This window comes from Candidatus Zixiibacteriota bacterium (assembly GCA_017999435.1).
Classification (GTDB): Bacteria; Zixibacteria; MSB-5A5; order GN15; family FEB-12; genus JAGNLV01.
Genome location: JAGNLV010000001.1, coordinates 1,262,152 through 1,282,963, shown reverse-complemented (window position 1 = coordinate 1,282,963; position 20,812 = coordinate 1,262,152). Strand labels below are relative to the sequence as shown.

The window sequence follows — 20,812 nt, the reverse complement described above, 5'->3', positions numbered from 1 at the left end:
TTAGGCGTTCAGAGGACAGTATAACTCATCGGGCCGACAAAGCAAGACTCCGTTGCCGGGAGCCGGCGGGGAGAGCGGGATCAGTCGCCCTTCATGAGGCTGATAGCCCAGAATCCGCCCGCGAGAAGGAGCACGAAAGCGATGGCGAGGGCGTTGAAGTACTTGTCGATAAAAACCTGGATCCGCCGGCCGTGGCGGCGGTAGAGCAGACCGATGAGGCCGGCGACGAGGAAAAAGCGGGCCGAGCGGCTGAGGACGGAGGCGATCACGAAGACGGGAAAGGACATTTCGAAGAAGCCGGCGGCGATGGTGAAGACTTTGTAGGGAATGGGCGTGAAACCGGCGATCCCGACCGCCCAGGCGCCGACTTTCATCCCCCAGAGCTCCTTCTCATTGAACCAATAGCGGGCAGTCTGCAGGAGGGCCTCGGGGTCGGAACCGGACAGCGATGCCGTCCAGCTCAGAATGTGTGACCCGATCAGTTCGAAAGCGGAGTGGCCGATGAGGTAGCCGAGCATGCCCCCGAAGACGGAACCGAGCGAACAGATCAGCGCGAACTTCGCCCAGCGCCGATACGCGCCCATGCACAAGGCGATGAGGAGAGCGTCGGGCGGGATCGGGAAGAACGACGCCTCGGCCAGCGAGAGGAAAAACAGCGCCGTCCGGGCATGGCGGGACTCGCTCCACCGGATCACCCAGTCGTAGAGCGCGCGCATCCAGCGGAGGGGAGCCGTGACGATGCCTGTCATACCGATTCGCCCGCCCGGTCAGGCCGTCGGGACGGCTAGCCGCTCCAGTTTGAGCCGCTGGAGGCGGTTGTCGGCCAGCTCGAGCACGGTGATCTTCATGTCGCCAATAATAACGCTGTCGTCCTTGGAAGGCAAGTGCCCAAGGTGGTCGATGACGAGCCCGGCGAGAGTCTCGGCGCGGTCCTCGGGAAGGCGGGCGTCCATAAGCACGTTCACCGCCCCCGGCCGCACCGCCCCGTCGGCATACGCGACCGACTCGGAGTGGCGGACGAGCGGGAGCTCGCCGCGCTCGTCCTCATCGAGAATCTCCCCCACCAACTGCTCGAGGATGTCCTCGAGCGTGACGATGCCGGCGGTCCCGCCGAATTCATCGAGCACCACCGCGAACTTGTTCTTCTTGCGCTGGAAATCGCGCAGGAGCCGCGCGAGCGGCAGGGAGTCGGGGACAAAAACGGGTTTGCGGATGAGATCCCGGAGCGCGAACTCGTGCGCGTTCAGGCGGTGGAGCACGAGGTCGCGGGTGTGGAGGATCCCCACAATGCGGTCGAGGCTCCCCTCGTACACCGGGTACCGCGAGTAGCCGTTGTCGATGACGACGGCGATAACCTGCGCCGGGTCGCCATCAAGGGGAAGGCCGACGACGTCGGTGCGGGGAGTCATGGCGCGCCGGACGGTGGAGTCGGCGAAATCGAACACGTTGCGGACGAGCTGCTCCTCGGTTTCGTCAAACACGCCGGACTGCTTGCCCTCGAAGATCATCAGGTTGATCTCGTCCTCGGTGACCGCCTGGCCCTCCGAATCGCGGCGGATGCCGAGAATGCGGAGAACCAGATTGGCCAGGGCGGTGAGGATCCAGGAGAAAAACCAGGCGATCCGGATGAAGACGAGGATGGGGTTGGCGACATAGCGGGCGTAGCGCTCCGGGTTGGAGAGAGCGATGTACTTCGGAACCAGTTCGCCCAGGACCACGGAGGTAATGGTGATGGCCACCGAGATGAGGGCGACCGCGATCGGGCGCGCGCCGTCGGAGACAACCTCAATCGGGGAGTTCCGCAGGAGCTGCTCCAGGGTGACGACGATGGTGGCGCCGCCGAAGACGCCGGCCAGGGTGCCGAACAGGGTGATGCCGACCTGGATGGTGGCGAGGAAGCGGTCCGGATTGGCGCGGATTTTCTCGGCGGCGGCCGCGCCCGATTTCCCCTCGGCGACTTTCTGTTTCAGGCGGCTCTTCCGCGAGGCGATGACGGAGAACTCGGACAGGGCGAAAAACCCGTTGGCCAGCACGAGAACGAGAATAGCGATAATCTGCAGCCAGAGGGAGTCCACTAGCGGCTCCCTCCGCATCTACTGCCGGGCAACGGATCGTCGGCCCGGTCGGAGGATCTATCGCGCGCCTGCATATCCCTTGTAGGCGGATTGCTGGGCCAACTGCCGGAGTTTCTCAATCCGCTTTTCCGCCGGCGGGTGGGTCGAGAAGAGCGACGAGAGGCCCTTGCCGGAAAGCGGGTTGGCGATCATCAGGTGGGCCGTCGCCGGACGGTCATCGAGCCGCATCTTGACCGGCGCGCGGTGGAGCTTGTCCAGGGCCGAGGCCAGGGGAAGGTACTTGCCGGTGAACCCGCCGCCGGCCTCATCGGCCTTGTACTCCCGGGCGCGCGAGATCGCCATCTGGATGAGCATGGCCGCGAGCGGGGCGACGATGGCGGCCACGAGGAGGCCGATGGCGCCGCCGCTGCGCTCGTTGTCGCGGCCGCCGTAGCCGCCAAAAATCGCGCCCCACCGGGCCATCGAGGCCAGCATGCCGATGGCGCCGGCGAAGGTGGCGGCAATCGTGCCGACGAGCATGTCGCGGTTTACGATGTGGGCGAATTCATGCCCCACCACGCCTTCCAGCTCATTCTCATCCAGCAGCTCCAGCAGCCCCTCGGTCACCGCGACCGCGGCGTGTTCGGGGCTCCGCCCGGTGGCAAAAGCGTTGGGTCCTTTGCTGGGGACGATGTACACTTTCGGCGTAGGCACGCGGGCGGCGGCCGCAATGTGCTTCACCACCCTGAACAGCCGGGGGTGGTCGCTTTCCGAAACCTGGCGCGCACGGTACATGGCCAGCACGATCTTGTCCGAAAACCAGTAGCTGACAAAATTCATACCGGCGGCGAAGACAAAGGCGATGATCAGCCCGGACTGCCCGCCGACCAGATACCCGACCCACATGAACAGAAGCATGAGGGCCAGCATCATGAACGTGACTTTCAGGGTGTTCACTATTTCCGTTACCTCGCTTTCAATCTAAACCCGCTCGTGGGGGTCGGTCAAATGATTTCGTTTACCCCCAATACCGTCGGGGCCGGGCGAAAGTTCCCCGGCGGGTCTCCGATCCGGTTCGGCAACCATCCGCGGGACAACATGTTAAGGCGAATCGGCGGGAGCCGCTCAACGCGTCCGCTTCCTCCGCGCTCGCCCGAACGAGGGAACCGCACTCACGTCATAGCCATCCTTGCGGTCCGTCGGTTCGGGAGTCTCTGGTTCCGGCGGCTGCGTCTGGTCGGAGGGGCGAAGTCCATGGCGCGCGCGCCCGCGCCCGAAGGACGCCGGCCGGAATTCCGGCTCCGGCTCCCCCGGTCCTTCCTTCTCGTCGGAGTCCTCTCCCTCGGCGTCGGCCGACTCCACATCGAGCCGCTCGCGCGAGGCGGCCAGACTGGCGAGGATCTCGCGAAGGCGGGGCTCCGTGGCGGGGGCATCGGGGACGAACTCATCGTCGGACTTGTCGGTCTTCGGCTCCGCCGGTTCTGCAGGCCTCCAGATGGGCGGAGGGGGAGGCGGCTCCGGGGCGAATTCGCGCCGGGGAGCCTCGGCCCGCACAGGTGACTCGGGCGCGGGCGCCTCGGCGGGAGGGGTTGCGCCGGGCCGGTCATCGGGACGCTGCGCGGCGCGCACTTCGATCGGGAGTGGCCGGCGGCGGATTTCGGGTACCGGAACATCGGGGGCGGTTTCCCGGGCAGGCTCGCGAGGTGCGGGCGGCTCGACGGGCGGGGCCGGTTCGCGGCTTGGACGACGGTCGGCCTCGCGCAGCGGGGGCGTCACCGGGGCGGCGGGGCGGCCGCGGTCGGGCGCCGGCGTCTCACCGCCGGTCGGTATGGCCGGAGGTCTGGGGCGCTGTTCGGGCGGAGCCGGACGCTCGCTTTCCCGTTTCGGCTGGCGCGGCGGCTCGGGGCGCTCGCGCCGCTGCTGCCCTCGGCTCGGCTCGGCTTGGGGCGGCGATGCCGGCCGCGATTCCTGCTTGGTCGTTGCGGCCGGTCTGGGTTCCGATTCTCTGCGCGGAGGCTGGTCCTGCGGGGTGCGCTCCGGTTTGCGGCCGTGGTCGCGGTCGCGCCCGCGTCCGCCGCGGCGGTCACCTTCGCGCGGCTCGCGCGGCGGCCGGCGGCTGTCGCGGCCGCCCTCGGTGGTCTGATGTTCGCGCGGCGGGCGCTCGCGGCGGCCGGCGCCGCGCTCCCGCCGAACGGGCGCCCGTTCGGGCGTCGTGATCCCACGGGTCGACCGGGCGGTCTTGAATTCGAATGATTCGCTGATCACCGCGGCTCCGACCATGTCCCCCCACACGTTGAGAGCGGCCCGGCCGCGGTCGAAAAGCCAGTCCACCACCACGAGCAGGCCGATCGCATTGTACGCCTCGGTCGGGTAATTGAGCGCGGCGAAGAGAACGGCCAGCGCAAAAAGCGCCCCGCCGGTGATGGAGGCCGTGCCGAGCGAGAGGATGACGGCGAGGAGAGGAATGGCGATGAGCTGCACGATGCTTAGCGGGACGCTGTACAACTGCGCGGTGAACAACGCCGCAATGGTCAGGTAGAGGGCCGTGCCGTTGGCGTTCATCGAGGCCCCCAGCGGGAGCACGAGCGCGCCGGCCCGAGCGTCCACCCCGCCCTCTTCGACCACGTTCCGGTAGGTGATGGGGAGGGCGGCCGCCGATGAGGCGGTGCCGAATGCGGTCGTCAGCGCCGGCGCGGTGGTCGCGCCGTAGGCGAGCGGGTTGCGCTTGCCGAGGAATTGCAGCAATACCGGCAGGACCACCAGTCCGTGCAGGAGCAGGCCGAGCAGGAAAGTGAGCATCAGCCAGGCGAGATTGCCGCCCAGGCTGCCGATCGCTTCCGGATTGCGGGCGATGGCGGAACCGACCAGCACGAACAGGCCGACCGGGGCCGCGTAGATCACGAGGTTGACTGCCTCGAGGCTGATATCGGCGATGGCTTTGAAGAAATCGACGACGACCCGGGCGCGGGCCCCCATGGCCGCCACTATGCCGGCGAACACCAGCGACAGCACGACCAGGCCGAGGTACTGCCCGGCGCCGAGAGCGGCCACGAGATTGTCCGGAATGAACGAGGCGAACACGTCGGGCAAGACCGCCGCGCGCGCCCGGTTGACCATGTCGGGAACAAAGGCGCCGGTTAGCTGGGCGCCGCGGCCCGGCTGAATGAGGAGAACGAGGACAGTGCCGATGACAACCGCGGCGAGAGTCGTCGCGAGAAAATACAGCACCGTCGAGGCGGCGGCGCGGGTGACCCGGGGGGCGTGGGCGAGACCGGCGACACCGACAATGATGAGCGCCGGGATGAGCGGCAGCAGGAGAATCTGGAGGGCGTTGACGAACAGACGGCCGATCACGGCGATCGCCAGCATCACGTCGGGAATGACGAATCCCGCTACGGCGCCGAGGAGCACCCCGGCCAGCATGCCGTAGAGGATCTTACGATTGGTTTGTGGGCTCATTGCTTCCTTCGAGCTTCATTGCATCTGCGTTTACGGTTCCCCGGTCGCGCCGACGCCTCTGGCGCGGCGACTTGCATCGTACTCTCCGTATGTTCGCTGGGGGTCGATCCGCCGGACAACCGGCAGCGATCGCGCCCGGACCGGGGCGAGTCGATTTCAGCACTGTTATGCTAATATCACATACAACTAAATAGTATAGCACTTTTCTGCCCCCGAGGGCAACCCAATTCTTCAAGTCCTTAACAGTTAATTGCTTACCAATAAGAAAGCAAGAGAAAAGGGGCGGCCGTACAACCGGCCGCCCCGGAGGATCAAAGATGGAGAGGTGTCAAATCAGCGAAACAGACGATCGATCAAGAGCGTGATATCCGCCACCGTGATCCGGCGGGACCCGTCAACATCCCCCATGACCGGATCGATCGGTCCCCCCCGAAAAACCGCCGCCACCAGTGTAGTGAGGTCGACAATACTCACGCGGCCGTCGCCGTTGACGTCGCCGCTGCGGTGGCCGACCACCGTCAGTTCCCCCGCGGCCTCCTCGACGCACGGCTCGGGGGCGCTCCAGGAAACGGCTACCGGGACGGTCGCTGTGTCGTAGAGCGCGACGAGCGGCGCGATGAGGGGGCGGGCGTCGAACGCCACCGCCAGCACGTCCCCGAAGAACCCATCGGGAGCCGGCGCAACCGCGGCGCCGAGCGGAACCAGCGTATCGTTGAGCCGCAGACTGGCGGCGTCGATGTCGGTGATCGCGCACTCGGCCAGATTGCCGATGTAGAGGCTGCACACGACCGGGCCGAGCGCGTTCACCTGGAAAGCGTGCAGCAGCGGGGGCTGGAAGCGGAGCTTGACTGGGGCCAGGGAGTCGGCTGCGATCGCGATCGCCCGGTGGGCGTAGTCGATGCGCCGGGTGATCGTGGAACTCGCGATGCACCAGAGGGGAGCCCCGGTCGTGTTGGGGAAGGGAAGGTCGGCGGTCACGTCGGCCGCATTCTCATCAAGCACCAGCCGCGACTGGTAGACGGAGTCGCCGTTCTTGGACGCGAATTCGTTGTCGTTGCAGCCGTACCAGTACCACCGGAACAGATGGGTCTGTCCCGCGACCGCCGGGTTCCCGCTCACGGCGAAAGTGAGTTTGACCAGCTCGCCGTCGCTCAGCTCCCAGCAGAGCGGCTCCCCGACCGGGATGATGTAGTCGGCGAGGGCGGTGATGTGGACCAGGCCGCCGGGGCACGCGCTGCCGTCGCAGTCACTCGGGATGGCGGCGCGCCAGACGAACAACTCCCAGGCGCAGGCGCTGAGCAGCGAGCCGGGGGCCGCGGACAGCAGGCGGAAAGCGGTGGTGTCATACTGAAAGAAGAGGTTGAAGCCGCCGGTTTCGAATCCGGGGGCGGCGTTGATGAGACGGATCGGGATTTCCACGGTGTCGCCCGGGAGCAGGGCGGGCAGCGAATCCTCGCCGAATCCGAGCGCGCCCAGCGGCTGGGCGCGGACCCACCCCGCGCACGCCGCCAAACTCACTGTCACGAGCAGCGTTATGAGACTTCGAGACCAGACCCGAGGTCGATCGCGGAGAGAGCGCATAATCCCTTCCTTCTCTGCCTGTTATCGGTCGAACCGGCCTTTTGTGTGCGGGACAACAATTGTACTCGCCCCGGCCGGGATTCGTTGGCCCGTCCGCTCACCGGCCAGCCGCGGCCGGCCGACAGCCGGTCGTCCGAGGCGGTCACGGACAAGCCGCCGGGGCCGGGCCCCCCCGGAAAAGATAGCCGATGAGCCGCGTCGCATCGGTGACGTTCACGGCGCCCGAACCGTCGACATCGGCGTGGGCAGGGCACAGCGACGGCGGGCCGCTGCGGAACAAGTACGCGACCATCGCCGTGACGTCGCCGACACTCAGGCCGCCCGAAGAGTCAAAATCCCCGCGGAGCAGACAGCAGTCGGGGATATTCCGGACGATGACCCGGACCGGCACCGGGGTCACGCCGTCCGAAGAGGCCTGGGCGGTCACGATCGGGGCGACGCCGGTGTAGGTGCACAACTGAAGGCCGTCGACGGTCGACGGGAGAAAGGGCGCCGAATCGACATCGATGCCGCCTGAGGCCAGAAGCGGTGTATGCCCGCCGAGGTGGGGCCAGGGTTCCGGCATCGAGCCGAACGGCCCGTCGTACAGCACCGCCCCGTCGAAAACCACGTACACCGCGCGCAGACTGCCCGGGTAGGTGACGATCACCGACCCGAGCGCGCCGTCCTGCACGATCACCGCCGTGTCCGTCGGCGCCGCATTCGGACGGGGGAAAGGAATAGCGTCGCCGACAACGATGCGGGCGAGGAAGACGTGGTCGTCCAGTGTCAGCGGGAGACCATCGGCGTTGACGTCGGTGGTGGCGATCTGGGTCGCCACGTTGGCGGTGAAAGCAGCCAGGCCGTAGAAGAAGTAGTTTCCGAAGAGCACGTAGTCGGACACCTCGTTGGCGATCCCGTTCAGGTTGACGTCGCCGCGCAGGTCAATTTCGGAAGGGTGGGCGCGGGTCCAGCCAGCGAAGAAGTCGATGCCCGGGATGATGTCGGGGCCGGCGGCGCAGAGCGACGGGGCGCCGGACGCGGTCGGGAAAGCGGTGTCGGCCGGCGCCGGCTGGCCGAAATGGTCATACACGGATCTCGAGATAAAAGTCGTGTCGCCCGAGAGAACGGCCATGCGGTTGTCGTCGCAGGTGTACCAGTACCACTCCACCGCAAGGGGGCGGCCGATGAGCGAGGTGTCGTTCGCCACGGTGAAGAGGAAATTGGCGAGGGTGCCTTCGGTATCGGCTCCGCAGGTCGGGGTTCCGGTCGGGGAGGCCAGGTCGGCGACGGCGATCACGCGCGCCACGCCCGCCGGGCAGGGGAATTGCCCGCACTCGGCCTGGGCGCCGGCTGCGAAGGTGAAGTACTCCCACCCGCAGGACTCCAGCAGGTTGCCGGGCTGGGCCGACATCCAGGTGAGTTGCGCCGGGTCATACCGGACGAGGAAGTCAAAGCCGCCGAGCGCGAGACCCGACTGCACCTGGTGCAGTTGGGCTGCAAATTCGACCGGACCGCCCAGCACGGGGGCCTCGAGCGGGCTTATCACTACCCTCACCGGAGCGTCGGGGGGCGCCGCCTGCGCATCGATCCGGACGCTGCCGTTGTAGAAGTCTGCCCCGCGGATGATCGTGCTCTGAATCAGGCAGGCGGACGGCGCGCCGAAATAAGTTGGGAACGGATGCTCCTCGGTTATCTCCTGGCCGAATTCGAAGACGCGGTTTGAGATCAGGAGGGTATCGCCGGTGGAGTCGGCGAATACGTTGTCGTCGCAGTCGTGCCAGTAGAATCGGACCGGGAACTGATGGTCGGCGGCTCCGGGCGAAGCGGTTGTGCGGAAACGAAGCCGCGCCAGCTCGCCGGGTGTATCAAGGGGGCAGTCCGGGTGGACCGATCCGTTGTTGATCTCCGCGATCGCGACGAGCCGGACCAGGGCGAGGGGCGAACCGCCGAGCGTCGAGTCGATCCCCGAGCGGTAGGTGAAGTACTCCCACTGGCAGTCGACGAGCAACTGGCCCGCGTCGGCGGCGAGAAAGGCCATCCCGGTCTGGTCGTACGTGAGCAAGAGGTTGAACCCGGTCAGAGCGGACGAATCATGGGGGGCATCCATGATCACCGCGAGCTCGACGGTATCGGCGAGGGCGGCATTTTCGATGCTCTCGACGCGGATCACCGCCGGCCCGGCCCAGACGGCCGTTCCCAGGGCGCCGACCAGCAACGCGACCGGCAGCAACCTGCGGACAAACAAGGAGACGGTTGGCAGGTACATACAAACCTCCGCAACAAGTTTTGTGGTGCGCTGATTCGGTCCGTTAGGTCTCGGTCGATAGCGTAACGTCCGCGTCGGGCGCCGGCTCGGGCCGGTCGCCGTTCGGCGCCGCGAGAATTGTTCGGTCGATTATTCGGTCGGTAGCGAAGCGGGCTATAGGCTATCCAGTCTGTACCAGATGCGATGAACGTATCTTTGCATATCTCGCCTGAGTATACGTATTCCGACAGTCTCTGTCAAGGTCTTTTTTGCCGGCTTCGGGCGGGCGGTTGTGATTGCCGAGGTTGCGTGCGTGGCGTATACTGCTGTGACGATGGATTTCTTCGACCATACCGGTCAATCGGACGACCCGGAGGTCCCGCGGGAGACCGACCGAAACATCCCGCTGGCCGATCGCATGCGGCCCCGGACATTCGACGAGTTCGTCGGACAGGAGAGCGTAGTCGGGCCGGGGAAACCGCTGCGCAAGGCGATTGAGGAAGACCGGGTCAGTTCGATCATCTTCTGGGGACCGCCGGGAAGCGGCAAGACGACGCTGGCGGCGCTGATCGCCCGCGCCACCAGGGGACAGTTCGTGCCGTTCTCGGCCGTGACCTCGTCGATCAAGGATGTCAAGGAGGTGCTCACCAAGGCGGGCAATTACTACCGGATGTCGGGGCACCGCACCTACGTCTTCATCGACGAAATCCACCGATTCAATAAAGCCCAGCAGGATGCCTTCCTGCCGTATGTCGAGAAGGGGGATATCGTGCTGATCGGGGCGACCACCGAGAATCCCTCGTTCGAGGTCAACTCGGCTCTGTTGTCGCGGATGCGGGTCTACGCGCTCGACCGGCTGTCGCCGGAAGGGATCCGCGGAGTGGCGCGCCGGGCGCTGGAGGACGCCGGGCGGGGGCTGGGGGAGATGCGCCTGACGGTCGATGAGGAGGCGCTCGATTTCCTCGCGGCGGCCGCCGACGGCGACGCGCGGCGGGGGCTGTCGCTGCTCGAGGCGGCGGCGACCTATGTCGGCCAGGGCGGCGCCATCACCGCCGCTGTGCTCCGCGACATCCACCAGAAGGGAGCGCTGGTGTACGACAAGGCGGGGGAGGAGCACTACAACCTCATTTCCGCGCTCCACAAGTCGATCCGGGGGGGCGACCCGGATGCCTCCCTGTACTGGCTGGCGCGCATGCTCGAGTCGGGCGAGGATCCGCTCTACATCGTGCGGCGGCTGATTCGGTTCGCGACCGAGGATATCGGACTGGCCGACCCCTATGCCCTGACGCTGGCGCTCAATGCGCGCGACACTTTCCATTTTCTCGGTTCGCCGGAGGGGGAACTGGGAATTGCCATGGCTGTGATCTACATGGCCTGCGCGCCCAAATCCAACGCCGCCTATGTGGCGTTTGACCGGGCCAAGGCCGATGCGGCCGAAAAGGGATCGCTGCCCGTCCCCCTGCACATCCGCAACGCCCCGACCCGCCTGATGAAAGACCTCGGCTACGGCAAGGGCTACCAGTACGCCCATGACTTCACCGACGGGCTGACCGACCAGGAGCATTTCCCCGACGAACTGGCGGGGACACGCTACTACGAGCCGAAAGGCGCGGGACGGGAGGCCAAGATGCGAGAGTACCTGGACAAGTACCGGGCGTTTCGGGCCCGCGGCGACAAACCCTCGAAGTCCTAGCCCCTCCGGAGGCGCGCCGGGCGCGGACCGTCCGGCCGGGCCGCCGCCTCGGGCCGCCGCGGCCGCCATCCCCTCACAGCAGAATCACGAGCTTGCCCACCTGATGCCGCCCGTCCGGCGTCTCCACCACCCAGTAGTACAACCCGGAGACGATCATCTGGAAGTTCCGGCTCACCATGTCCCACTCGTGGTAGGAGGAGTTCGGATCGCTGGACGGAATGTCGTGGTTGAGTTCTTTCACCAGGTCGCCGTCGAGCGTGAAAATGCGGATCGTGCACTGGTGAGGCAGATTGGCAAACGTAATCTTGCGAACACGATCACGCGAGCGGTCCTCCTCGCCCCGTCCCTCGAAACCGGAGACGCGATAGTAGGCGTCGTGCCGGTACGGGTTGGGGTAGACGTACACGTTGGTCAGCGAGTCGGGCTTCTCGTCCCAGGCGTTGTTGGGATAAGCCGGCTTCGCGTAGACCGTGCGCGCGGACTCCTGCGGGGCCAGGCCGGTCTCGGGCGACCCGAAGTCGAATGCGGTCACCACCACGTAGTACTGCACGCTCGGGAGCAGGTCGGGGATATCCATCTCGTACAGATAGTACTTGAACAGACCTTCCTCGGTCGTGTCCTCGGGCGCCGGCGCCTGCAGCGACACGGGCGGCTCCTGCGCCGGATAGACCTTGCGGATCGAGGTCCCGGCCCCGAAGGCATACTGGTTGTAGTCGTGAGCCGTGAAGTAGAACACCGAGTCGGGATAGAGCGGGTGCACGTACGGGCGGGAGATGGTGTAGAGGAGGGGGTCAAAAGCGGAATCGGCGCACGGGTTGGGCCCCTGGCCGTAGGCGCAGCGGAGAAATCCGCGGGTGAACGGATCCCCCTGGCGGTAGTACTGCGCGTCGCGCCCGGGTTTCTGCACGAGCACCCACTTGTCGTAATCCTCGCGGTCGTACTGGCCGACGAGCGAGAAGCTGCTCTCCCGATTGTCGCGGGCGAGGTAGACGCGGTAGCCCTCGAAGTCGAATTGGTTGGAGAAGATGTCCCGGGTGGTCTCTGACTGGAGTCCGTAGAAGAGAACTTTCACGCCGTTGCGGATGGGGTGGAGCGAGAATTCGGGGGCGGGGGGCGGGCCGGCCGCTTTCAAGTCGGGGATCCCGTCCCCTTCGTACCAGCTCGTGTCGAGCGCCGTGGCCACCCAGCGGCCGTCGACAAACGCCGAATCGACCACGCACTCGCGCATCTTCCCCAGGTAACCGTCGCCGTTGCTGTCGAAACCGGGGATGTCATAGACGCGGCCGGCGGTCTGGGCATTGGCCAGGAGATTGGAGAAGTCAAGCCCGGCGTAGTACTCGTCCGGCTCGAACGCCTGGAGCATCTTGCGGCGGAAGTTGACCGGGTTGTAGTGCAGGCCGGAGCCGCAGACGAAGGCCATGGCGACCGTGATTTCGGAGCCGGGGGCGAGGTAGCGCGGGCCGACCGAGAGCACCTGCTGCACGTCGCCGCCCCGGGACATCGCCCAGGACGTGTAGCGGCTCGGGGGAACCCACACCGGGTCGTTCTGGCCGATGCCGTACGTGTAGACCATGTCGAAATCCCGCTCGCCATTGCTCATCATGAAGTAGCGGTTGACGTCGCCGTACGGGGTCCCCGGTCCGTTGCCGAGGTCGCGGTAGCGGTCCCGCTTCTGCGGACCGTAGTCGTAGCCGGAACTGTAGTTGTAGACCCACCAGTTGTAGTTCACACGGTAGCGGCGATCGGTCAGCTCGGGGCCGAGAAAGCGGATGGCCCCCACGTTGGGAACCGCGAACAGCCCGGTCGTGCTGGAGTAGTCGCCTTCGTTGTCGGCGGTCCAGGCGAGGCCGATGGTATCGGAGCCGGGGCAGGTCTCATCGGCCGACGGCACGGTGTACATGAACCCCGCGAGGTCGTCGCGCCCGTCCGTGAGCGGCTTCCCGTAGTCGGGGCGGTTGAGCATGTCGCCGATCCCCTGCAGGTGCACATCGGCATCCCAGTAGATGCCCACCCACACGTCTGAAATGGCCTTCCGCGAAATGTTCTTGATCTGCCAGGTGATGATGATGAAATCGTCGGTGTGCGGGTAGGACCAGGCGTAGGAGGCCTGTTCGACCCGAAGCCCGAGCGGCTTGTGCCCGCGGTTGGCGATCGGATCGTACGAACTCACCGGCATGGTATCGACATAGGTCGCGTAGTAGTCCTGCTCGGATTTGGCCAGGGCGGAGTTGGGATCATCAGGGTCGACGTTGGAGTAGGTGGTGATGGGCTGAGTGGGCCAGAACTCGAAATTGTAGTTGTTGAACTCGGCACCGGTGGAGACCAGGCTGTCGCCGCCCACCACGCCGCCCACCCAGAGCCCTCCCTCATAGAGGTACACCGAGCGCGAGCCCTTGGGGTACTCCCCCTTCGGGACTGGCCGTCCGGTGAAACAGTCGATGCGCTGGTTCTTGCCCCGCCCGATGCCGATCATGCCGAAATTGGTGACGCCCACGGTGAGTTGGCCGACGTTGTGGGCGGCGATGCTGGGCTTGGGGCCGGGCGCGGCGGCTGCCAAGTCCGCGAAATCATCCTTGTCGGCAGGCTCCCGCTGGGCGGCGGCCGAGGCGGCCACCAAAACGACCAACAGCGCGGAGAGCACGGCGGCGCCGGCGGAACGAAAGGCTAAGTGCATAGAGACGATTCCGTCCTCACAAAGTAGTCACGCAGAGACGCAAATATCGAAAGCACTTACGCGAAGATATGGGCAAAGTTCCGGCCAGACAAGCGGATTCACCGAGTCGGACGAGCGCAGGAATTAGCAGGCGACCGCCCGCGACCTGGCCGCCCGCCCGCCAGGCTACGGAAGAAGATCTCGACAAGAGGGATGGCAGTGGCTATATTGCCGAGGCAAGGGTGTTTATCTGAATGAGATGAGATGTCGATTTCCCATCGCTATCGCCTCGGGTTAGTCCTGTGTGCGCTCGTGACCACCGCCATGGCGCCGTCGGCGCTTGCGGCGGAGGACAAGGGGAAGGAAGCGGTTTGCCGGAAGCTTGCCATTCCGGATGACCCGCGGGTGCTGCCGTACCGGCTGGAGCCAATCGAGTCTCAGAACAACCCCTCGCTCACCAGCGGAGAGGTTTTCCTGGTTGATGTCGACGGCGACGGGAGCGCGGAGGTCGGCCGGGTCTGGTGGGAGGTGGTGGACTCTTCCCGGTTCTTGAGCACGATCTCAGTGATGCCGCACTCGGGAGCGGAGGGCAAGCTGGTTCAGTACAACGGTCCGCTGCTCTCGTGCCGGTTCTGGCGGAACGTTGTGTTTGACATCTGGGGAGATTCCTCCAGCGAAATCGTGCTCGCCAAGCACCGCGGCGACACCCTGTTTCTGGAGATTGTCGGTTTTCGATTGGACGACGGCGTGCTGGCGAACGATACCTCAGCGATCATCACCGCCGCCGTGGCGAGAGGTTTTCCTCCCGGCGAGTTCTGGCATGACATCATCGTCGAGCCGCTCCTGGCGACAGATCTCAATGGAGACGGTGTTCGCGAGCTGCTGTTTACCCGAAGCGCGAAACCGGACTCGGCGATCGCGCGCGGTATCGTAGCGTGGGATTTTGCGGCCGGAAAGGAATTGTGGTTTCTGCCGCTGGCCGACATGGTGGCCGGGCGATACCGGGCGGCTTATCCGACGGCGGCGGGGGAGACACTCTTCGTTGTGTCCACCAATGCGACCGCCAACAGGTATGAGTGCCGCGGGATGGACAGCCACCACGCCTACGCGCTGGCTTTCGATGCCAGGGGCCGCGAGAGGTGGCGGCGCGTGATCGGGGGAAGCGGCTTCTACTCGGTCGTGATCCCCCTCGATGTCAACGGCGACGGATCTCAAGAGGCGGTTGCTTTCTGCGAACCGGCCTTTGACAGCGTGCAGACCGATACCATCCTGCGAGCGCTCGATCCCGCGACCGGCGCCGTGGTGGCCGGCTTTGCGCTGGGAGACTTGCCGCTCCCTCGCCAGAATCCGAATGTTCTGCCGACCGGCTGGGAGGAGGCCCCGATCGCCGTTTCCTACCAGGCCGACAACGGCAGAGTGACAGTACTGCTGAACCGCCGACTGGAGTTGCACCGGTGCGTGCGCGGACCGGCCCTGGCCTTCATGTCTCTTGGCGGGTTGTTGCCGGGAGAACCGTTGCTGCTGGCCGCAGGTACCCCGAAGGATAAGATCGCGATTCTCGATCGGAATCTGGAGCCGCTCGCGCTGACATCGCAGGGAGGCACGCTTTCATCGGGCCGGGTCGACGAAAGCAGTCGTTTGCTACTGTCGCGGGGGCCCTCGGATTTCGAGTTGGTGGAGTTTCAACGTCAGTCGATGATAGTCCGCTTGAGCGCCAAATACCGCACACACCTGGAAATTGTCCTCGCCATGTTCCTGCTGGCGGTGGTCCTGAAGGCCGCGACATCCGCTCTCAACTGGCGTCGGGCGGCGATGGGGCTGCCGACGCTTGACCACATCAAGGCCCTCGTGCTGTTGCTGGACGCCAAGGGGCGGATCGTCTTCATGAACCGCGATCCGCTGAGCCGGGAACTGGTCGGGGAATTGAGCGGGCGGCGACCGCACTTCCTGCAAACCCGGCTGGGTGCGCAGGGTGAACTGAGGGCGGTGCTCGCCGACTCGCTGAGTGACCCCATGCAGGTGCACCAGCGCCGCATCGAACAGACCCGCGGCGCCGACACCCGCCAGCTCGAGGTGACCGTCTACCCGCACGTCGGCCGGCACAATGAGTACAGCGGGAAAATCGTCGTGGTGGAAGATCTGGCGGACCGGCCGATGTGGAACTGGCGGCTGGTGCTGGGGGATGCTGCGCAGCGGTGGGTGCACCGGCTCAAACACCACATGGGGACCGCCCGGATTGTGCTGGGCAATCTGGTCGAGGACCCGCAAATCGCCCGGCGGCTGCAGGCCGATCCGGAATTCCGCCGCCAGTGGGAAACCGCGGACAAGGAAATTCTCGATGGCGGGGAAGCGGCGACCCGGATTCTGAAGTTTCTGCGCAACAGCAAGCCGACCCTGACCGAGTGCGATCTGAACGACCTGGTCCGCACGGTGGCGAGCGCTCGCGCGGGCGGCCTTCCGGACACAGTGGGCGTCTCATTAATGCTACACGAGGGGCTTCCGCCGCTCGAGGCGGACACCGACCAGGTTCGCGAGGTAATCGATAACCTTTTGTCCAATGCGATCATGGCCGTCCGCGGGGAGGGGATGATCACGATCACGACGCGGCCGGCAACCGGTTTGCAGAGCAGTCTGGAGGATGGCGTCGTCGAGGTGTCGGTGGCCGACACGGGTGCTGGAATAGCAGCGGATGATCTGCCGCGGATTTTCGAGCCGGGGTTCAGCAAATCGCCCGGCGGCACCGGCATCGGACTGACGCTGGTGAAAGATATTGTGGAAAACCACGGCGGGACGATCGCCGCCGAAAGCGAACTCCACCGCGGGACGCGACTTACGGTCCGTCTGCCGCTCAAAAGAAGGTGAGACCCGACATGGGCGAGCCGCTCAATGGAGCAGCCGGGGCCGTAACGGCCGATGTGCTGGTGGCCGACGACGAATCGGCGTTCCGGAGCGCATTCGGCCAGATGCTCAAAAACCGCGGCTACCGTGTGGCGATGGCGACCGACCCGGAGGAGGCGATCGCGACAGTCCGGCGACGGCGGTTCGACCTGGTCACCCTCGACCTGGAGTGGCAATTCAGCGATCAGACGGGTATCGACATTCTCGGACGGATCCGCAAAATCGATCCCCACCTGCCGGTCATCATCATCACCGGGCACGCGACGCTCGAGACGGCCAAGCAGGCCACGCGCCTCGGGGCGTACGATTACCTGGAGAAAATGACCGACCGGGAGAAAACCCTCCTCGTGGTTCGCAACGCGGTGGAGGCCGGCCGGCTCAAACGGGCGGTCCAGCAGGCCATCGACGAGCGCAGCAAAAACTGCGAGATTGTCGGCCTCAGCCGGGGGATCCAGGAGGTGCGCGAGGCGATCGCGCAGTTCGGCCCGCGCGACGTCACGGTGCTGATCGAAGGGGAAACCGGGTGCGGCAAGGAATTGGTGGCGCGCCAGCTCCACCTCCAGAGCCCGCGGCGCAGCGAGCCGATGGTGACGGTCGGCGGAGGGGAACTGAGCCGGGACCTCGGGCAGGATGTGCTCTACGGCCACACGCCCGAAGCCTTCACCGGTTCCAGCCGCGACCGCGGCGGGTTCGTCCAGGCGGCCGATCGCTCGACCCTGTTTCTCGACGACATCAGCGACCTCCCACCCGCCATGCAGCCGCTCTTCCTCCGCTTTCTGGAGACCGGCGACTACATGAAACTCGGAACCGACGACCGTCAGTCGGCCGATGTCCGGGTGATCGCGGCCACCAACCAGAATCTGGCCGGCCTGGTGGAGCAGGGGAAGTTTCGGGCTGATCTCTACTACCGGCTGAAAGTGGCGACCATCGCCATTCCGCCGCTGCGGGAGCGGCGCGAGGATATCCCTCTGCTGGTGAACCACTTCGCAGCCCAGCAGTCGACGCGGCTGTACGGGCGCGACGTATCGTTCCACCCGGACTGCCACGACCTGTTCCTGGGCCGGGAGTGGCCGGGCAACGTCCGCGAACTGCGCAACGCCGTAATCGCGATTCTGTGCCGCGCGGCCAACAAGGAGGTCGTGGAGCCGGCCGATGTCCAGCGGGTGCTCGCCGAAGAAGCCGGCGGGGGAGGCGCGCCGCTCATGACCCTGCGCGACATGGAGAGCAGTTTCCGGCGTCAGTGCGTGGTGCGGGCGCTGGTGGCGGCCGGCGGGAATGTCACCCGGGCCGCGGAAACGCTCGGGATCGACCGCTCGCACCTGTACCGGCTGATCGCCGAATTCGATCTCGGCCAGTATGCCCGCCAGCTCAATGTCTAGGTGACCGCCCCACGGCGGGGCGCTCCGGCGGCGGCCGATCGGCTGCCGCCTTTCTCATTATATACCGAGTTCCCGCAACCGGCGCGACCGCGCGGCCCGGCGTCGCAGATCTGCGACACCCGCCGGCGCCCGCCGTCGCACGCGTGCGACAGCAGGCCGGCCGCGGCTGCCTGTATCCGAGGCAAACCGTTGCCGCGGGGCGAAATACGGAACCGCCGCAGCTCCGGCACGGAGATTGCATGAAGGCTCGAACAAAGATGAGCGAATCCACTAAAGAGACGGCAACGATGCGAAACCCAAACTCCGAGACTCAAAAACTGATCGCATAACACAAAGGAATCGTCTGGAGGTGTCCCATGAAGAAGACGTTGGTTATCGCTCTGGCGGCTGCGGCGCTCATCGCGTCGACCGCGGCTGCCCGCACGGTGCAGGATCGCAACTGGCATATGTGTTTCTCGATGTCGGGGAGCGAGAAACTCACCAACCTCGACCAGTTGACGCCGGCCGAGACGCCCGCCGAGGCGGCCGAGGTCTCCGCCGCCGTGGGCGTCAATCTGACCGGCTCGCTCGCGAAAGCCATTTCGCCGACTTTCGCGATCGGCATCCGGGGCGGGTTTTTCGCCGAAGGGGACGGGGGATACGAAGGCGCGTCGGGAGGCACCGGGACCGAAGTGCTGGGGATTCTCGAGGGCCGGTGCACGCTCAACAGCTGGCTGGGGTTGAAGGGGACGGCGGGAGTCGGCCGGGTCAGCATCTCCAAAGACATCGCCAAAATGAATGTCGACCCGGACAACATGCTGGGCGTGGACTTTCATATCGGAAAAATATCGGAAAGCGGGTTGGAAGTCCTGCTGGAGCCGGGTCTGGAGGTCCGTCTGTCGAGCGTGGTGACGCTCGAGGTGCTGGGGGCGTACCGCATCCGGCCGTCGAAAGAGGTCGAGGCGGCGAATCTCGGCTACGACAAGAAGATCACGGTGCTCGACTCGGGATTCTCAATGGGCGGCGGCATTGGTTTCCATTTCTGAGACAGAGGAGTGGTCCGGCGGCAGGGTCGCGTCGCGGCCCTGCCGCGGCCGCCGCATAGAGTCACGTCGCACAGGTGAGGAGTCAATCATGAACACGAGAAGATATCGAACCGCGGTGACGGCGCTGAGTCTGGCGCTCCTTCTGGTGTGCGCCGGCGCCGCCGCCCAGGAACCCGCCGGCCGGACGGCGGAGATGCGCAACAAAGTGGACGGCCTGCTGTGGATTGGCGACAGTATCCTCATCGCCGTCGACTACGGCGGATTCGTCAACAAGACCGCGAAGATGCAGGCCTTTCGCGTGACCGATATGGCCGAGCTGTGGTACACGGAGGTGCCTGTCGGCAACCGCCTGCGGTTCGAAGGGGCGCTGTGGGTGAATCCCGCGGCAGGTGTGATGTATCTCGGCCACGGACCCTTCTCGGCGCTCGACCTGCGCGATGGACGGGTTCTCTGGTCGATCCCCTACGACGATATCGGGTTTGTCCACCGCGTCGAGATGGGGACCGAACGCCTGCTCGTGCTGGGGTCGAAAACCAAGTCCGGCTTCCGCATCGGATTGCCCACCTCGCCCGAGAACGCCGAGCGCGCGGCCCAGCGCGCCGGCACCGGCGGCGAACACCTCGATGACCCGATTCTCTTCGCCGTGAACCGGCAGTCGGGCGAGATCGCCTGGCAGTATCCCTTCGAGCCGGGGAAGATGCACAAAAAGAAGAAGACCGATTTCTGGTCGGCCACCAAGATCACCTACGAAGTGCGGGAGCCCACCCAGCTCTATGTCATCGCGGCGGACGGAAGCGCGGGCGAATTGACCATGGCGGAGGGGAACGTCATCGTCCAGGCCAAACACGTCGCCAGCCTCGACTTGGCCACCGGGCAGGAGCGGTGGAAGATCAAGGAGGACTTCAACGGCGCGCCGGTCTTCGCCGAGGACCGCATCCTCGTGATCAAGGAGGACCGTCTGGTGGCGCTGAACCCGGCCGACGGGTCGGAGTTGTGGCGGAGCAAGGACAAAGTGAAGAGCGCCTGGCCATCGCCCGATCCCTTCCTGGTTCTCGAGGGGAAAATCGTCGTGAATTCCGGCGGCAAGCTGCGGGTGCTCGATCCGGCCACGGGCGCGGAGACGCTCAAGAGCCAGAAAGACATCGGCGACTACACCATCTTCTCGCTTTTGCTCGACGAGTCGACTCCGCTCTGCGTGTTTCCGGGCAAGTACGACCTGAGCAAGGACGGGTACACCGAGAACTACCGTCTCTGCTGCCTGTCGCTCGCCGATGGATCGCTCCGCTGGCAGTTCGAGAAGGGGAAGGAGTTCCAGAGCTGCGACCTCGGTCCGGGCGGCTGCATCCAGGTGATCGACAAGGAGCGGCTGTGGCGGCTCGACCCCGCGACCGGCAAGATCCTGTGCGAGTGCAAACTCGGCGATGCCGTCGTCCTGGCCGACGTCCCGGCGCCGACCCTGCTTGGCAACGACGGCCTCAGGTGCTTCACGCCCGACGGCAAGAAGGAGGCGTGGCGATACAAGGTGAAGCTGTCCGACGAAGGGGTGGGGGACGCTTTCTACACGGCCTCGACGCTCGTGATGCCCACCAAGAAGGCGGGGATTCAGGCGATTGACCCGAACTCCGGGACGCTCAAGTGGAGCATTGAGGCAGAGAAGTCGGGGCTGTTTGCGGCCTCGGAGTCGCTGACGCACATCGCGCTGGCGACCGACAAAGAGCTGAGGGTGGTGGAGCTCAAAATGTGAGGAGGGGCGAGAGAGACAAGGCGGGATGCCCGCGCCGGCCGCACCGCGCGCTTCGCCGCGCCCGGCGATTGCGGCGGGCCGGGCATCCTGCTCCCGCTC

The 20,812-nt window shown here is 65.7% G+C and carries 12 protein-coding genes; 5 read left to right on the top strand and 7 right to left on the bottom strand.

All coding sequences use genetic code 11. From position 1 onward, the window contains the following. Positions 1-80: 80 nt before the first annotated feature. The 6 genes from KA261_05330 to KA261_05305 all read right to left on the bottom strand — a co-directional run bounded on the left by KA261_05330 (position 81) and on the right by KA261_05305 (position 9,342). Entirely contained in the window at positions 81-749 is a 669-nt protein-coding gene (locus KA261_05330) for a DedA family protein (GenBank protein ID MBP7697213.1), read from the bottom strand. Between the two features lie 18 nt (positions 750-767). After that, positions 768-2,075, bottom strand: coding sequence for an HlyC/CorC family transporter (locus KA261_05325; GenBank protein ID MBP7697212.1), 1,308 nt, complete (start codon positions 2,073-2,075; stop codon positions 768-770). A gap of 57 nt (positions 2,076-2,132) precedes the next feature. Then, complete coding sequence (locus KA261_05320) at positions 2,133-3,011, bottom strand: zinc metalloprotease HtpX (protein ID MBP7697211.1); 879 nt, start codon at positions 3,009-3,011, stop codon at positions 2,133-2,135. 168 nt (positions 3,012-3,179) lie between these two features. Continuing rightward, complete coding sequence (locus tag KA261_05315; GenBank protein MBP7697210.1) at positions 3,180-5,513, bottom strand: cation:dicarboxylase symporter family transporter; 2,334 nt, start codon at positions 5,511-5,513, stop codon at positions 3,180-3,182. Between the two features lie 333 nt (positions 5,514-5,846). Next, on the bottom strand, positions 5,847-7,037 hold the full coding sequence (locus KA261_05310; protein ID MBP7697209.1) for a hypothetical protein: 1,191 nt from the start codon (positions 7,035-7,037) through the stop codon (positions 5,847-5,849). Positions 7,038-7,236: 199 nt separating this feature from the next. Continuing rightward, positions 7,237-9,342 (bottom strand): hypothetical protein, encoded by a 2,106-nt coding sequence (locus KA261_05305; GenBank protein MBP7697208.1) that lies wholly within the window; start codon positions 9,340-9,342, stop codon positions 7,237-7,239. 313 nt (positions 9,343-9,655) lie between these two features. Here KA261_05305 and KA261_05300 point away from each other — a divergent pair, with 313 nt between their 5' ends. Continuing rightward, entirely contained in the window at positions 9,656-11,014 is a 1,359-nt protein-coding gene (locus KA261_05300; protein ID MBP7697207.1) for a replication-associated recombination protein A, read from the top strand. Positions 11,015-11,087: 73 nt separating this feature from the next. Here KA261_05300 and KA261_05295 read toward each other — a convergent pair whose 3' ends face one another. After that, entirely contained in the window at positions 11,088-13,688 is a 2,601-nt protein-coding gene (locus KA261_05295) for a hypothetical protein (GenBank protein MBP7697206.1), read from the bottom strand. A 243-nt stretch (positions 13,689-13,931) separates the two neighbouring features. Here KA261_05295 and KA261_05290 point away from each other — a divergent pair, with 243 nt between their 5' ends. The 4 genes from KA261_05290 (at position 13,932) to KA261_05275 (ending at position 20,713) form a co-directional block, all read left to right on the top strand. Next, positions 13,932-16,529: a hypothetical protein gene (locus tag KA261_05290; GenBank protein ID MBP7697205.1), complete on the top strand. Its 2,598-nt coding sequence runs from the start codon at positions 13,932-13,934 to the stop codon at positions 16,527-16,529. Positions 16,530-16,537: 8 nt separating this feature from the next. Further along, positions 16,538-17,944 carry a sigma-54-dependent Fis family transcriptional regulator gene (locus KA261_05285; GenBank protein ID MBP7697204.1) on the top strand — a complete coding sequence of 469 codons (1,407 nt, stop codon included), beginning with the start codon at positions 16,538-16,540 and terminating at the stop codon, positions 17,942-17,944. 356 nt (positions 17,945-18,300) lie between these two features. Further along, a complete protein-coding gene (locus tag KA261_05280; GenBank protein ID MBP7697203.1) occupies positions 18,301-18,969 on the top strand; it encodes a hypothetical protein in 669 nt (222 codons plus the stop codon). An 88-nt stretch (positions 18,970-19,057) separates the two neighbouring features. Further along, positions 19,058-20,713: a PQQ-binding-like beta-propeller repeat protein gene (locus KA261_05275; protein MBP7697202.1), complete on the top strand. Its 1,656-nt coding sequence runs from the start codon at positions 19,058-19,060 to the stop codon at positions 20,711-20,713. The last annotated feature ends 99 nt before the right edge of the window (positions 20,714-20,812 follow it).